Here is a 14,215-nt window from a genome sequence, read left to right on the forward strand (position 1 = left end):
TCCGGTCCTTCGTTCCACCCTCCGCTTCCCGGTCCCTGCACGAATGACGCCGTATCCCGCCGCCGCCATGCCGATCAGTGTTCTGATCGCGCTGACGGTGTGCAACCACGTGGCGTTCAACGCCAGCCGCGTCGTCGTTTCCCTGTTCGCCATTTCGCTGAAGGCCTCGACCATCACGCTCGGCCTGCTGATGTCGCTGTACGCGCTGCTGCCGATGCTGCTGGCGATCCGCGCCGGGCGCCGCATCGACCAGATCGGGCCGCGCCGGCCGATGACCGCGGGCTCGCTGATGGTGCTCGGCGGCACGCTGTTGCCGGCGATCTGGCCGAGCATTGCCGCGCTGTACCTGTCGTGCGCGCTGATCGGCGTCGGCTTCATGCTGGTCCAGGTCGCGATGCAGCTGCTGATCGGCCAGCTGTCGACCGACGAGACCCGGCTGCGCAATTACACCTGGCACGCGTTGGGCCTGTCGGTGTCGGGCACGCTCGGCCCGGTGGTGGTCGGCTACGTGATCGAGCACGCCGGCTATCGCCCCGCCTTCCTGCTGCTGGTCGGCGTCGCGCTGATCGGCCAGATCGGCCTGCGGCTGGTGCACGACCGCCTGCCCGCGCAAGGCGCCGGCGCGGCACGCCAGGCCACGCTCGACGGCGGCCGCGGCTCGGCGCTCGATCTGCTGATGGTGCCCGAGTTGCGCGCGGTCTTCGTCGCCAGCGCGGTGCTGTCCGCCGCCTGGGACCTGCATGCCTTCCTGATCCCGATCCAGGGCACGCGCGTCGGCCTGTCGCCGTCGTCGATCGGCTGGGTGCTCGGCGCCTTCGCGATCGCCACGCTGGCGATCCGCATCGCGATGCCGCTGGTCACGCGCCATCTGTCGGAATGGAAGATCATCCGCGGCGCGCTGCTGGTCGGCGGCATCGCCTACCTGCTCTACCCGTTCGTCTCCACGTTCTGGCTGATGTGCTGCCTGGCGTTCGTGCTGGGCCTGGCGCTCGGCAGCGCGCAGCCGAACGTGATGAACATCCTGCATAGCGCCTCGCCGTCGGGCCGCGCCGGCGAGGCGCTGGGCCTGCGCTCGGCCGTGCTGAACACCAGCCAGGTGGTCTGGCCGCTGACCTTCGGCGTGGTGGGTACCGCGCTGGGCATGCTGCCGATCTTCCTGTCGATGGCCGGCGCGATGGGCGTGGCCGGCTACTATTCGCGCGGACAGTCGCGCAAGCTGCCGCCGCCCGCCGCCTGAGGCCGTTCTCTGTCGGCAGGCGGCTCGCGGGCCGGGATGCCTTCGCTATACTCCAGGCATCCGGATCCGCATATCGGCCGCGCGCAAGCAGGTGTGCCAACGCTATCGGAGACCCGTTCAGCGATTTTCAGCCATTCCCTCCGCGGCCGTGCCGCTGCCCTTCCCGCCATGACGCAACTCGCCGATCTCCGCCGTACCTATGTGCTCGGTTCCCTCACCGAAGCCGATGTCGCGCCACAACCCATCGCGCAATTCGAACGCTGGTTCGAGGAAGCGCTGACCGCCAAGCTGCCCGAGCCCAATGCGATGACACTGGCCACCGTCGATGCAAGCGGCCAGCCGTCGGCCCGCATCGTGCTGCTCAAGGGCATCGACGAGCGCGGCTTCACCTTCTTCACCAATTACGAGAGCCGCAAGGGGCTGGACCTCGCGGTCAACCCACGCGCCGCGCTGCTGTTCCACTGGGTTCAGCTCGAACGGCAGGTCCGCATAGAAGGCGTCGTCGAGAAGGTCAGCGACGCCGAGAGCGATGCCTACTTTGCCTCGCGGCCGCTGGGCTCGCGCATCGGCGCCTGGGCGTCGGCGCAGAGCCAGGAGGTGGCCGACCGCGCGTTGCTGGAACAGCGCGAGGCCGAGTTCCGCCAGCGCTTCGGCGAGAACCCGCCGCGGCCGCCGCATTGGGGCGGCTATCGCGTGGCGCCGACGCGCGTCGAATTCTGGCAGGGCCGCCCGTCGCGGCTGCACGATCGCATCGCTTACCTGCGCCAGCCCGACGGCAGCTGGCGCATCGCGCGCCTGTCGCCGTGATCGTCCTGACCGGCGCGCCGTTGTGCCTGGTTTGCCCCTGACATCGACATGGGGTTCAGGCAGTGCACTGCACACCGGTGTGGTTTGGCGTATAAAGTGAAACGCCAGACGCACCGGGCAGCGTGTTCTGGCGTTGGGTATGGCACAGCTTGATATATCCGAAAGCGGGGCCGCCCACAGCTGTTCGTTCGGAAATATGCCGCCATTCATCAGGAGGAAAGCCGCATGTTTTTCAAGCAAGCACTGGACACGCAACTGGAGCGCTGGGTCGCGGAACTGCGCGACAAGGCCAACCTGCCCGTCAAGCTGCGGCTCTGGAATGGCCACGAATACGCGCTGGGCAACTTCGAACAACCGGCCGTCACGCTGACGGTGCGCGAGGCCGGCGCGCTGCCGCTGCTGCTGACGCCGACGCTGGACAACCTGGGCGAGGCCTACGTCCAGCAGAAGATCGATCTGGAGGGCAAGCTCGCCGACATCATCGCGGTCGGCTACGGCTTCTCCCGCGCGACCACGCAACTGGCCGGCAGCACGCTGGCCCGCGTCGCGCAACGCTTCACCCATACCAAGCAGGAAGACAAGGCGTCGATCGAATACCACTACGACGTCTCGAACGACTTCTACAAGCTGTGGCTGGACCCGAACATGGTCTACTCGTGCGCGTACTTCGAGCACGGCACCGAGGACCTGGCCACCGCGCAGCTGAAGAAGATCGACCACATCCTGACCAAGATCCGCGTGCAGCCGGGCCAGACGCTGCTGGACATCGGCTGCGGCTGGGGCGCGCTGGTGCTGCGCGCCGCGCAGAAGTTCGGCGCGCGCTGCGTCGGCATCACGCTGTCGGAGAACCAGTTCGCGCTGGCGACCGAACGGGTCAGGCAGGCCGGACTGCAGGACCAGATCGAGATCCGGCTGCAGGACTACCGTGACGTCACCGGTACCTTCGACCGCATCACCAGCGTCGGCATGTTCGAACACGTCGGCAAGGAAAACCTGGTCACCTACTTCAGCCGCATGTGCGAGCTGCTGGCCGACGACGGCATCGCGATGAACCACGGCATCACGTCGCCCGACCCGGACAGCGGCAAGGTGCCGATGGACGGCGCGCAATTCATGGACCGCTACGTGTTCCCGCAGGGCGAGCTGCCGCATATCGGCATGGTGCTGCATACGCTGGCCAAGGGCGGCCTCGAGGCCTACGACGTCGAGCTGCTGCGCCGGCATTATGCGCAGACGCTGCGGCACTGGGCCGACAACTTCGAGACGCATGGCGAGACCATCCGCGCGATGGTCGGCGAGAAGAAATACCGCATCTGGCGCGTCTATCTGGCCGGCTGCGCGCAGGCCTTCGACAGCGAGAAGATGTCGATCTACCAGGTGGTCTGCCACAAGGCCACCCAGCCGTCGAACACGCTGCCCTGGTCGCGCCACTACATCTACGACAAGACGCTTGATTGACGATTTGTTTGGCGGCCTGCCGCCCGCTTCAACGGCACCAACGGAAAAGTCACTGGGTCCCCGCCTGCGCGGGGACGACGCCGCGCAGGATGGAGGTGTCGTCCCCACGAAAGCGGGGACCCAGCGTGTTCGCCGCGGCAAGACGGTCCAGCCGGTCGCTGCCTCCGCCGAACTGACGGCGCTGGCCGCCCGGCTGCCCCGCCACCTCTACCTCGGTACCTCGACCTGGTCCTATCCGGGCTGGAAGGGCCTGGTCTACGACGGCGACTACAGCGACAGCCTGCTGTCCCGCAAGGGCCTCGGCGCCTATGCCGCCCACCCGCTGCTGCGCGCGGCCGGCGTGGACCGCGGCTTCTACGCGCCGATTCCGCTGGCCGACTATCTCGCCTACGCGGCCCAGGTGCCCGACGATTTCCGCTTCCTGGTCAAGGCGCCCGCCAGCGTCTGCGATCCGTGGCTGCGCGCCAGCAATGGCGCCGGCCGGCTCGCCAATGCGGCATTCCTCGATGTCGAGATCGCGATCCGCGATTTCATTACGCCGGCCACCGCGGGGCTGGGCGCCAAATGCGGGCCGCTGCTGTTCCAGCTGTCGCCGCTGCGCGCGATGGCGGCCGATGCCGCCGGCTTCCTGTCGCGCCTCGACGCCTTCCTGTCGGCCCTGCCCGCGCTCGACCCGGCGCAGACGCCGAACGCCTGCTATGCGGTCGAGCTGCGTGATCCCGAACTGCTGACACCGCGCTTCATCAAGCTGCTGCGCGCGCACGGCGTGCGTTTCGGCTGCTCGGCGCGCGACCGCATGCCGCCACTGGCGCGCCAGGCCCCGGCGCAGGCGCTGCGCGACGAGGGCGAACCGGGGCCTTTGGTGCTGCGCTGGCTGCTGCATCAGGGCTATGGCTACGAGCAGGCCGAGGCGGCATTCGAGCCGTTCGACCGGCTGCACGTGCTCGATCCGCAGACGCTGGCGGCCGCGGCCGACCTGGCCGTGCGCACGCTGCAGGCCGGGCAGCCGGCCTATCTGATCGTCAGCAACAACGCCGAGGGCTGCGCGCCGCTGACGCTGGCGCGGCTGGCCGAGGCGATCGCACAGCGGCTGGGCGTCTAGCGTCCCGCGGCAGCCGTGGTGGCTGTGATTGCCGCGCTTGCTGCCTGCCTACTGCGCGCGCAACCGGTGCGCGAAGCTCTTGCGGAACTTGGCGACCTTCGGCGAGATCACGAAGGCGCAATAGCCCTGCTCCGGATGATTGCGGTAGTAGTTCTGGTGATAGGCCTCGGCGCGCCAGTAGCGCTGCGCCGGCTCGATCTGCGTGACCAGCGGGCCGTCGTACAGCTCTTGCGCGGCGATGTCGGCCTTCACCTGCTGCGCGGTGTCACGCTGCGCGTCCGAGTGGGTGTAGATCACCGAGCGGTACTGCGTGCCGACGTCGTTCCCCTGGCGATTGAGCGTGGTCGGATCGTGGATCGCAAAGAAGATCTCCAGGATCTCGCGATAGGAGATCACCGACGGGTCGAACGACACCCGCACCACTTCGGCGTGGCCGGTATCCCCGCTGCAGACCTGCTCGTAGCTCGGATCGTCGACATGGCCGCCGGTATAGCCGGACTCCACCGCGGTCACGCCTTCGACCTGCTGATAGACCGCCTCCAGGCACCAGAAGCAGCCGCCACCGAGCGTGGCGATTTCGGTTCGATCTTCCATGGATGCTTACCCGTTGGGATGCGCGGCAAGGCGCGATCGAACGATGATACCCGCCGCGCTCAGTTCGTGCCGCCGCTGCCGCCGCTGCCGCCGTTGCCGCCGCTGCAGCCCCGCGCCGCCTCCAGCGTCGCACGCAGCTGCGGCTTCAATACCTTGCCGAGCGCGCTCTTGGGCAGCGCGTCGAGCAGCACCACCTCGCGCGGCAGCTTGAAGCGGGCGATGCGCTGGGCCAGCGCCTCGCGCAGCGGCTCGGTCGCCAGCGCGGCGCGGTCCGCGCCCGGCGCCGGCACGATGACCGCGACCGGCACCTCGCCCCAGCGCGGATCGGGCAAACCCACCACCGCGCATTCGGCCACGCCGGGCAGCGCGACCAGCGCGTTCTCGATCTCGGCCGGATAGATGTTCTCGCCGCCGGAGATGATCATGTCCTTGCTGCGTCCGACCACCTCGATGCAGCCGTCGGCGTCGCGATGCGCGAGATCGCCCGAGCGGAACCAGCCGTCGGCGAAGCCGGGATGGCAAGGCTCGCGCCAGTAGCCCTGCATCAGATTGCTGGCGCGAATGCAGATCTCGCCGACCTCCCCGTCCGCCACGTCGTTGCCGTCGCGGCCGAGCAGCCGCACCTGCGCCTCGGGCTGCGGCCAGCCGGCATAGCCGGGCCGCGCCATCGCCTCGTGCAGGCGCAACACGATCGAGACCGGACCGGTCTCGGTGGCGCCGTAGACCTGCCCCAGCGGCACGCCGCGCGCATGGAAGGCATCGATATAGGCGCGCGGGATCGTCGACGAGCCGGCCATCACGCCGCGCAGCACGCTCAGGTCGGCGTCGGCCCAGCCGGGATGCTCGAGCACCGCGCGCAGCGTGGCCGGCACCATCAGCGACAGCGTCGGCCGTGCGTCGGCCAACGCCTGCAGCCAGGCGTCCGGCGCGAAGCGCTCGTGGAGTGTCACCTGCGCGCCCAGCAGCAGCGCCGGCACGGTCTGGATGCACAGGCCGCCGACATGGAACATCGGCAGCGTCGACAGGACATGATCGCTGTCGCGCATGGCGTGCGCCCACCAGCTGGCACGCGCGTTGGCCAGCAGCGCCGCCTGCGTATGCAGGGCGCCCTTGGGCTGGCCGGTGGTACCGGAGGTGTAGACCAGCAGCAGCGGCGTGTCGTCGGGCATCGGGCCGATCGGCGCGTCGCTCGGCTCGGGCGGCGCCGGGCTGTCGATCAGCCGGTCGATATGGGCGTGGCGCACGGTACCGCCCGCGCCTTCGCCTTCGACTCCCTCCGCACTGGCACGCGGGACCGTGACCGTGACCGCGACGGCGGCCGCGGCATCGGCATGCGCATCGTCATGGAAGATCGCGCGCACGCCGGCGTGCGATGCGATCGCGGCGAGCTCGGGCACCGCCAGCCGGTAGTTCAGCGGCACGAAGATCGCGCCGAGCCGCGCGCAGGCGAACAGCAGCGCCAGCTGCAGATCGTGGTTCAGGCACAGCGTCGCCACGCGGTCGCCGCGCGCGATGCCCCAGTCGGCCAGCAGATGCGCGGTGACCCGCTCGATGCGGCTCCACAGCTTGGCATAGCCGATCGTGCGGCCGCGGAAATGCAGCGCCGGGCGTTGCGGCTGCGTGTCGGCCAGCGCGTGCAGCGGCCGCAGCAGCGCGCCGACGCTGGCCGCATCCAGATGCGGCCGCCCTCCACAGGCGCCGCTCATTCGTCGCGCTCGCCCGGTTCGTACAGCGTCTCGCGGCCCATGCGGTCGAGGATCAGCTCGGCTGTCCACGGCAGCATCAGCGCGCCGCAGCGCGAATCGCGATAGAGCCGCTCGAGCGGCAGATCCTTCAGCATCGACTGGCCGCCGCAGGTGCGGATCGCCAGCCGTGCGATATCGTTGGCGCCCTCCATTACCGCGTAGTGCGCGGCGTAGAGACGCATGCGCTGGTCCTTGGTCGGATTGGGCCGCGCCTCGTGGATGACGCGCCAGAACAGCGAGCGCATCGACTCGAGCTGGATCCGCATCTGCGCCACCGCGATCTGCTTGGTCGGATACATGCGCCGCTTGACCGGCGGCTGGCCTGGAACTTCGCCGCGCAGGTATTGCACGGTGAAGTCGTAGGCGGCCTGCGCCACGCCAAGATACGTCGGCGACAGCGTGAAGAACATCGCCGGCCAGGTCTGGGCGGCCTTGTAGTAGACGCCGCGCGGCATCAACTGCTCGTCGTCGGGCACGAACACGTCCTTGAGCAGCAGCGTGCGCGAGACCGTGCCGCGCATGCCCATCGGATCCCAGTCGCCGGTCACGGTCAGCCCCTCGGCCTTGCCGGGCACCGCGATATACAGCGTGTCGCGCATGTCGGGATGATGATCGCCGCGGTCCTCGGTGCAGAGGATGCCGTAGTAGTCGGCGGCGCCCGACAGCGAGGCGAAGATCTTGCGGCCGTTCAGCAGCCAGCCGCCCTCGACCTTGCGCGCGGTGGTGCCGAACGGCGCCTTGCCGGCCGCGGCCGCCGAACCTTCGGAGAACGGCTGCGCATAGACCGCGCCGTCCTTGACCACGCGCGCGAAATGCAGCTCGCGGCGGGCCGCGTGTTCGGCGCGCTGCGCCTCCGTCATCGCGATGCCGTCGGCCAGCATGCCGGTCCACATCGTCGAGCAGATATGCATGTTGTAGGTCAGCGCGGTGGCGCCGCAGAAGCGGCCGATCTCCGCGCCGATCATGCAGTAGGTCGCGAAGTCCGCGCCCTCGCCGCCGAACGCGCGCGGCACGCACAGCGCCAGCAGCCCGGCCTCGCGCAGGTCGTCGTAGTTGGCGAACGGGAAGCTTGCCTCGCGGTCCCATTGCGCCGCGCGCGGCGCGAAGCGTTCGCGGCCGAGCCTGTTGGCCAGCGTCAGCAGACGGACCTGATCGTCGGTGAAATCGGCCTCGCCGACAGCGGGAACGAAGTCCAGGGGCATGATGGTGTCTCTCGTGGTCAGCTTGTTATGCGTTGGGTGCGGTAGTGCGTCGGTGCGTCGGTCTGGTTGTGCCGTGGTGCGGTGGCGCATTGCTTCGACACGTCCGGGCCGACGTCAGCGGACCGGAAAATGCCGCGCCAGGAAATCGAGCACGGCCTCGTTGAACCGCGCCGGCCGCTCCATGCAGGCCAGATGGCCGACGCCCGGCAGGCAGCGGTACTCGGCGCCGGGAATGCGTGCCGCCATCCGTTCCATCACGGCCGGCGCCGCATTGGCGTCGTGCTCGCCGGCCAGCGCCAGCACCGGCACCGCGATGCGCGCCAGCGCCTCGCGCTGGTCGAACCGCACCAGCGCATGCAGCGCGGCGCGATAGGTGTCGGGCGGCACGCTCGCCATCACGCGGGTGGCGAAGGCCACCGCATCGGCCGGCGCGTCCGGCGCGACCATGCCGCGCACCAGGCCGGCCGCCATCTCGGCCATCGTGCGGCCCGCGTCGAGCGGCGCGGTGCGGGCCGCGATGAAGTCGCGCTGCCAGTCGCCGTCGGCCTTGCCGAAAGCCGGCGAGGTGCCCGACAGCACCATGCCGTCGATCGTCTCGGGCATCGCCGCACAGGCCTGCTGCGCGACCATGCCGCCCATGCTGTGGCCGAGCAGCACCACGCGGCGGCCGGCATCGCGCTCCGCTTGCAGCACCGGCGCCAGCGCGGCGGCGAGGCCGGCGAAGTCGTACGGGGCAATCGTCGCGCTGTCGACGTAGCCGGGCATGTCCCAGGCGACCGCGCGATAGCCGGCGTCGCCGAGCGCGTCGAACTGCGCGGGCCACGCCGCCTTGCCGCCGCCGATGCCATGCAGCATCACGACCGCGACGGGACCGTCGCCGCGGACCAGCGTGGCGATGCCGTTGGCGTGGCGGATCGTGGCATCGCGATCGGCGTCGCGGCGGGAGTCAGGCTGGGACATCGAAGCTCCTGTCTTGGAACGGGTAGGCAAATCGGCGGATAGACCGGTCACCGCGGCATGGCCGCCAGCCGGCCCTGCTCGACCTCGGCCACGCCATCGAGCGTCACCGTGCAGCCGCGCAGCGGCAGATCGAAATGGCCGAGCGTATGGCGGCCGGCCACTTCGTTGGCGCCCGTCGAGTAAAGGAAATTGCCGGCGAACGCGCGCAGCTCGGTGCCGTTGCAATCGCGCCGGTCGTAGAAGGTCAGCGCATCCCAGCGCGCCTGCGGATTCATGCCCCAGCCGACATGCGAGACCGCGTAGGCGGCGCGCGTGCCCTCCTTGTCGGCCCAGGCCGCGTAGTAGCCGCGCATCATGTCCGCATCGACGCCGTTGCCCTCGATGCCGACGATGTAGTCGTGCTCGACATGGCAGACCACGGTGTCGCGCAGATAGGTCTTGAAGGTCAGGTTGACGTCGCCCGGCGCCAGCACCAGCGTGCCGTTGACCTGTCCGGTGGCGGGGAACGCCAGGCACAGCCCGCCCGGCCAGTGCGCGACCTGGCCCGGCTTGTTGCAATAGCCCCAGACTCCACCCACGCGCGCGCCGGCCAGGCCGATGCGCAGGTCCGTGCCGGCGCCGGAGCTCACGCGCATCTCGGATGCACCGCGCAGCCGCCGCATCGCCGCGCGCACGCCGGTCTCCAGTTCGGGATCGGGCACGCAGCGTTCGAGGATCTCGGGATGTTCGTTGCTGATCATCAGCAGCCGCGGCACGACGCCGTCGGCGCCCCGCAGGATCCGCGGCAGTTCCGGCGCGTGCAGCAGGCCTTCGACGGTGCAGTCCAGCACCAGATGGCAGCGCGACAGCGCCGCGATCACCGGCTCCAGCTGCTGCAGCGCGTCGCTGGCGCCGGTCGAGCGCACTGGCGCCGGCGCCTGCAGCGCCGGCGTCGGCACGCGCACACGGATCGGCGTCGCGCCCAGCGCCTGCACGGCCAGCTCGGCCAAGTCCACGATGACTTGTCGGGATTGCGACTCCGATACAATGCCGACAACTTCACCCGCGGAAAGCGCGCACAGTTCCAGCGTCCGCCGGAAGGCCGCCAGCCAGCGGTGTTCGATCTGCTCGACGAGCATGACGCTCCTCCTCTGCTGCTTCTGCTGCTGATTGGGGCCGGGCCCGCCCCTCGGTGCGTTCCGCGGCATCGCAGCAAAGTCCCGCCTTGCCGTTTGCGATCCCGCGCCCCGATTGGATTGCTTGTGTTTCTTCGCTGGGGTTTCTTCGCTTGTGTTTCTTCGCTTGTGATTCTGCGTTCTGCGGCAAATAATATATGAAATTTCATGGAAATCAGCGGTACCCGACCTATGGGATTTCCCGACGCCAACCCGCCTGACGGGGACCCGACGCCTTACGGCCAAGCCGCCGCGCCGGACTTCGACGCGATGCATTTCCGCCGCGCGCTGTCGCAGTTCGCCACCGGAGTGACGGTCATCACCACGCGCGCGATGCGCGAATCGCCGGCCGATCCGCCGTTCGTCGGCATCACCGCCAGCTCGTTCAATTCGGTTTCGCTCGATCCGCCGCTGGTGCTGTGGAGCATGGCGACCCGCGCCAACAGCCTGCCGATGTTCCGCGGCGGCTCGCACTACATCATCAACGTGCTGGCCGCGACGCAGCTGGACCTGTGCCAGCGCTTCGCCACGCTCAAGGGCGACCGCTTCGCCGGCGTCGATTACCGGTTGTCGGCGACCGGCCTGCCGATCCTGGCCAATGCGCTGGCCTGGTTCGAATGCCACAACCGCAGCCGCTACGACGAGGGCGATCACGTGATCTTCGTCGGCGAGGTCGAGCGCTGCGGCATCCATGGCAGCGGCGGCCTGCCGCTGGTGTTCCAGGGCGGCGAGTTCTCCACCACCAGCCCGCTGCGCGACTGAACGCGCGCGCTTCTGCACGAGGCCGGCCCAACGTGACCATGCCCTTCGTCGACGGATATCTGCCCTATCTGCTGGCGCGCGCCAGCCATCTGGTGTCGGGGGAATTCCACCGCAAGGTCGAGGCGGCGGGCCTGAGCGTGCCGGAGTGGCGCGTGCTGGCGACGCTGGCCGACCGCGACGTCTGCACGGTCGGCGCGCTGGCCGATATCACGCTGACCAAGCAGCCCACGCTGACCAAGCTGCTGGACCGCATGACCGCCGACGGCCTGGTCGAGCGCCGCCGCGAAGGCGCGCCCGATCGGCGCCAGGCGCTGGTGTCGATCACCGAGCGCGGCCGCGAACGGGCCCGGCCGCTGCTGGTCCAGGCGGCCGAACACGAGGCCCAGGTACTGGCCGCGTTCGGCGCCAGCCAGGGCGACCAGCTGAAGGAAACGCTGCGTCGGCTGATCGCGCTGCACGCGCGGCGGTAGGCGCGCCAGGCAGGCGGCGCTCTCCTCGCCGGCCGCCTGCTAGCCCGGCGCGCGGGGCTGCACCAGCGCCAACGGCGAACCCTCGGTCTTGATCCGCTGCAGCACGATGTTCGAGCGGATATCCATCACGCCCGGCGTCCGATAGAGCCGGTTCACGATGAAGTCGGAGTAGTGCTTCAGGTTGCGCGCCTGCACGCGCAGGATGTAGTTGCTGTCCCCGGTGATCACATAGGCCGACAGCACCTCGGGCCACGACTGCACCGCTGCGTTGAAGGTGTCGTGCCATCCCTCGACCGCCGGCCGCATCGACACCTGCACGATCGCCTCCAGCTCCAGCCCGAGCCGCTCTGCGTCGAACCAGGCGCGATAGCCGCCAATCACGCCACTTTCTTCGAGCAGCCGCACCCGCCGCAGGCAGGCCGACGGCGACAGCGCCACACGCTCGGCCAGGTCCTGGTTGCTGATGCGGCCGTTCTGCTGCAGGCAGGTCAGGATGCGAAGATCGATGGGGTCGAGGGTCATGTCGAAGATTCTTTCGATGAACAGCCGATAATTCGAATTCTATGCGAAATACGGGTGCGCCGGCCGTTGAAATAGCAAGCCTCTTTCCCGGAATCTTGACTATCATGCCGGGAGCGGCGCGACCGCCGAGTGGCAGCGAATCACTGCCGCGAACCGCTGCCGTATTCCTTCCATCCCCGCGCCGAGGCGCCAGCCCCATGTCCGACGGTTTTTCCGCTTCCCCGCCCTCGCCCACGGCGCGCAGCCTGTGGGACATCAGCCCGCCGCTGTCGCCGGCGACGCCGGTATGGCCGGGCGACACGCCGTTCCAGCAGCAAGCTGCCTGGCAGATGGACGAGCACTGCCCGGTCAATGTCGGCCGCATCACGCTATCGCCGCACACCGGCGCGCATGCCGACGCGCCGCTGCACTACGCGGCCGACGGCGCGCCGATCGGCGAGGTCGATCTGGACCCGTACCTGGGCCCGTGCCGCGTGATCCATTGCATCGGCGCCGCGCCGCTGGTCCGGCCGGAGCAGGTCGCGGGCGCGCTGGCGGGCGCACCGCCGCGCGTGCTGCTGCGGACCTACCGCAGCGCGCCGCTGGCCGAATGGGACCCCGACTTCTGCGCGGTGGCGCCGGAAACGATCGCGCTGCTGGCCGAACACGGCGTGCGGCTGATCGGCATCGACACGCCGTCGCTCGACCCGCAGCAGTCCAAGACCATGGACGCGCATCGGATGGTGCGCCGGCATCGGATGGCGATTCTCGAAGGACTGGTGCTCGACGCCGTCGCGCCCGGCGACTACGAACTGATCGCGCTGCCGCTGCGCTTTGCCGGACTCGACGCGAGCCCGGTGCGGGCGGTGCTGCGCAGCCTGGGCTGAGCGGCGACCGGCCCGGCATCCCGGCATTGACAGCGATCGCCCCCGACGGCGATCGACAATCCTCATCAAGGAACCCATGACCGCAACTACCCGCGAGCACTGCCTGTCGCTGGACCGGCAAGACCCCTTGCGCCCGCTGCGCGACGCCTTCGCGCTGCCCGACGGCGTGATCTATCTGGACGGCAATTCGCTGGGCGCCCGCCCGCGCGCGGCCTCGGCGCGCGCCGCCCAGGTGGTCGAGCAGGAATGGGGCGAAGGCCTGATCCGCAGCTGGAATACCGCCGGCTGGTTCGAGCTGCCGCAGCGCCTGGGCAATCTGCTGGCCCCGCTGGTCGGCGCCGGTCCCGACGAGGTCGTCGTCACCGACACCACCTCGGTCAACCTGTTCAAGGTGCTGGCCGCCGCGCTGCGCGTGCAGGGCCTGCGCGCGCCGGGCCGCAAGGTGATCGTCTCCGAGCGCAGCAACTTCCCGACCGATCTGTATATCGCCCAGGGCCTGGCCGATCTGCTGCAGCAGGGCTATTCGCTGCGACTGGTCGACAGCCCCGACGAGATCGACGCCGCGGTGCGCGACGATACCGCGGTGCTGATGCTGACCCACGTCAACTACAAGACCGGCGAGATGCTGGACATGGCGGCGCTGACCGAGCTGGCGCATGCGCGCGGCGCGCTGACGGTCTGGGATCTGGCGCATTCGGCGGGCGCGGTGCCGGTCGCGCTGCGCGAGTCCGGCGCCGACTACGCGGTCGGCTGCACCTACAAGTACCTGAACGGCGGCCCTGGTTCGCCAGCTTTCCTGTGGGTCGCGTCGGCGCTGCGCGACGCGTTCTGGCAGCCGCTGTCGGGCTGGTGGGGCCACGCCGCGCCATTCGCGATGGAGCCCGACTATCGCCCGCGCAGCGGCGTCTCGCGCTTCCTGTGCGGCACGCAGCCGATGACCTCGCTGGCGATGGTCGAATGCGGGCTGGAGATCTTCGCCCGCACCGACATGCAGGCGCTGCGCGCCAAGTCGCTGCAACTGACCGACCTGTTCATCGCGCTGGTGGAAGCGCGCTGCGGCCACCATCCGCTGACGCTGGTCACGCCGCGCCAGCACGCGCGCCGCGGCAGCCAGGTCAGCTTCGCCCATCCGCAGGGCTATGCCGTGATGCAGGCGCTGATCGAGCGCGGCGTGATCGGCGACTACCGCGAGCCGCAGATCATCCGCTTCGGCTTCACGCCGCTCTACACTGGTTTTGCGGACGTCTGGGATGCGGTGGAGGTGCTGCGCGACGTGCTCGACAGCGGTGCCTACGAAGCGGCGCGCTTCCAGACGCGCACGGCGGTGACCTGAGCA

14 protein-coding genes are annotated in these 14,215 nt (G+C 69.5%); 8 read left to right on the forward strand and 6 right to left on the reverse strand.

Annotated features, from left to right (window positions below; all coding sequences use genetic code 11):
• Positions 1–43 precede the first annotated feature (43 nt).
• The 4 genes from M1D55_RS21400 to M1D55_RS21415 all read left to right on the forward strand — a co-directional run bounded on the left by M1D55_RS21400 (position 44) and on the right by M1D55_RS21415 (position 4,604).
• Positions 44–1,237, forward strand: a complete 1,194-nt coding sequence (locus M1D55_RS21400) for an MFS transporter (protein ID WP_456281776.1) — start codon at positions 44–46, stop codon at positions 1,235–1,237.
• 168 nt (positions 1,238–1,405) lie between these two features.
• The gene (gene pdxH, locus M1D55_RS21405; protein ID WP_053821232.1) at positions 1,406–2,044 is read left to right on the forward strand and encodes a pyridoxamine 5'-phosphate oxidase; all 639 of its coding nucleotides are present in this window, start codon (positions 1,406–1,408) and stop codon (positions 2,042–2,044) included.
• A 225-nt stretch (positions 2,045–2,269) separates the two neighbouring features.
• Complete coding sequence (locus M1D55_RS21410) at positions 2,270–3,502, forward strand: SAM-dependent methyltransferase (protein ID WP_006579981.1); 1,233 nt, start codon at positions 2,270–2,272, stop codon at positions 3,500–3,502.
• Positions 3,495–4,604, forward strand: a complete 1,110-nt coding sequence (locus M1D55_RS21415; RefSeq protein ID WP_456281777.1) for a DUF72 domain-containing protein — start codon at positions 3,495–3,497, stop codon at positions 4,602–4,604. Before M1D55_RS21410 ends, M1D55_RS21415 begins: the two co-directional genes overlap by 8 nt.
• A gap of 48 nt (positions 4,605–4,652) precedes the next feature.
• Here the strand turns inward: M1D55_RS21415 and msrA are convergent, their stop codons facing one another.
• The 5 genes from msrA to M1D55_RS21440 all read right to left on the reverse strand — a co-directional run bounded on the left by msrA (position 4,653) and on the right by M1D55_RS21440 (position 10,223).
• Positions 4,653–5,198 (reverse strand): peptide-methionine (S)-S-oxide reductase MsrA, encoded by a 546-nt coding sequence (gene msrA, locus M1D55_RS21420; protein WP_006579979.1) that lies wholly within the window; start codon positions 5,196–5,198, stop codon positions 4,653–4,655.
• A 59-nt stretch (positions 5,199–5,257) separates the two neighbouring features.
• Complete coding sequence (locus M1D55_RS21425; RefSeq protein WP_456281778.1) at positions 5,258–6,904, reverse strand: class I adenylate-forming enzyme family protein; 1,647 nt, start codon at positions 6,902–6,904, stop codon at positions 5,258–5,260.
• The gene (locus tag M1D55_RS21430) at positions 6,901–8,145 is read right to left on the reverse strand and encodes an acyl-CoA dehydrogenase family protein (protein WP_456281779.1); all 1,245 of its coding nucleotides are present in this window, start codon (positions 8,143–8,145) and stop codon (positions 6,901–6,903) included. Before M1D55_RS21430 ends, M1D55_RS21425 begins: the two co-directional genes overlap by 4 nt.
• Before the next feature lie 114 nt (positions 8,146–8,259).
• On the reverse strand, positions 8,260–9,105 hold the full coding sequence (locus M1D55_RS21435) for an alpha/beta fold hydrolase (RefSeq protein WP_456281780.1): 846 nt from the start codon (positions 9,103–9,105) through the stop codon (positions 8,260–8,262).
• A gap of 47 nt (positions 9,106–9,152) precedes the next feature.
• Complete coding sequence (locus M1D55_RS21440) at positions 9,153–10,223, reverse strand: peptidase M29 (protein ID WP_456281781.1); 1,071 nt, start codon at positions 10,221–10,223, stop codon at positions 9,153–9,155.
• 228 nt (positions 10,224–10,451) lie between these two features.
• Here M1D55_RS21440 and M1D55_RS21445 point away from each other — a divergent pair, with 228 nt between their 5' ends.
• Both M1D55_RS21445 and M1D55_RS21450 read left to right on the forward strand, forming a co-directional pair.
• Entirely contained in the window at positions 10,452–11,021 is a 570-nt protein-coding gene (locus tag M1D55_RS21445; RefSeq protein WP_006578453.1) for a flavin reductase family protein, read from the forward strand.
• A 38-nt stretch (positions 11,022–11,059) separates the two neighbouring features.
• A complete protein-coding gene (locus M1D55_RS21450) occupies positions 11,060–11,491 on the forward strand; it encodes a MarR family winged helix-turn-helix transcriptional regulator (protein WP_006578454.1) in 432 nt (143 codons plus the stop codon).
• A gap of 39 nt (positions 11,492–11,530) precedes the next feature.
• Here M1D55_RS21450 and M1D55_RS21455 read toward each other — a convergent pair whose 3' ends face one another.
• A complete protein-coding gene (locus tag M1D55_RS21455; protein WP_456281782.1) occupies positions 11,531–12,013 on the reverse strand; it encodes an Lrp/AsnC family transcriptional regulator in 483 nt (160 codons plus the stop codon).
• A 197-nt stretch (positions 12,014–12,210) separates the two neighbouring features.
• Between M1D55_RS21455 and kynB the strand changes: the two genes are divergently transcribed.
• Together kynB and kynU are read left to right on the forward strand one after the other, a co-directional pair.
• Positions 12,211–12,879 (forward strand): arylformamidase, encoded by a 669-nt coding sequence (gene kynB / locus M1D55_RS21460; protein ID WP_456281783.1) that lies wholly within the window; start codon positions 12,211–12,213, stop codon positions 12,877–12,879.
• 76 nt (positions 12,880–12,955) lie between these two features.
• Positions 12,956–14,212: a kynureninase gene (gene kynU, locus M1D55_RS21465; RefSeq protein ID WP_456281784.1), complete on the forward strand. Its 1,257-nt coding sequence runs from the start codon at positions 12,956–12,958 to the stop codon at positions 14,210–14,212.
• Positions 14,213–14,215: the final 3 nt, after the last annotated feature.

This window comes from Cupriavidus sp. JZ107, assembly GCF_053903255.1.

Bases quoted from the DNA above. Each gene is read 5' to 3' on its own strand.
- M1D55_RS21400 (WP_456281776.1), top strand. From the start codon at position 44: ATGACGCCGTATCCCGCCGCCGCCATGCCGATCAGTGTTCTGATCGCG.
- pdxH (WP_053821232.1), top strand. From the start codon at position 1,406: ATGACGCAACTCGCCGATCTCCGCCGTACCTATGTGCTCGGTTCCCTC.
- M1D55_RS21410 (WP_006579981.1), top strand. From the start codon at position 2,270: ATGTTTTTCAAGCAAGCACTGGACACGCAACTGGAGCGCTGGGTCGCG.
- msrA (WP_006579979.1), bottom strand. From the start codon at position 5,198: ATGGAAGATCGAACCGAAATCGCCACGCTCGGTGGCGGCTGCTTCTGG.
- M1D55_RS21425 (WP_456281778.1), bottom strand. From the start codon at position 6,904: ATGAGCGGCGCCTGTGGAGGGCGGCCGCATCTGGATGCGGCCAGCGTC.
- M1D55_RS21430 (WP_456281779.1), bottom strand. From the start codon at position 8,145: ATGCCCCTGGACTTCGTTCCCGCTGTCGGCGAGGCCGATTTCACCGAC.
- M1D55_RS21435 (WP_456281780.1), bottom strand. From the start codon at position 9,105: ATGTCCCAGCCTGACTCCCGCCGCGACGCCGATCGCGATGCCACGATC.
- M1D55_RS21440 (WP_456281781.1), bottom strand. From the start codon at position 10,223: ATGCTCGTCGAGCAGATCGAACACCGCTGGCTGGCGGCCTTCCGGCGG.
- M1D55_RS21445 (WP_006578453.1), top strand. From the start codon at position 10,452: ATGGGATTTCCCGACGCCAACCCGCCTGACGGGGACCCGACGCCTTAC.
- M1D55_RS21450 (WP_006578454.1), top strand. From the start codon at position 11,060: ATGCCCTTCGTCGACGGATATCTGCCCTATCTGCTGGCGCGCGCCAGC.
- M1D55_RS21455 (WP_456281782.1), bottom strand. From the start codon at position 12,013: ATGACCCTCGACCCCATCGATCTTCGCATCCTGACCTGCCTGCAGCAG.
- kynB (WP_456281783.1), top strand. From the start codon at position 12,211: ATGTCCGACGGTTTTTCCGCTTCCCCGCCCTCGCCCACGGCGCGCAGC.
- kynU (WP_456281784.1), top strand. From the start codon at position 12,956: ATGACCGCAACTACCCGCGAGCACTGCCTGTCGCTGGACCGGCAAGAC.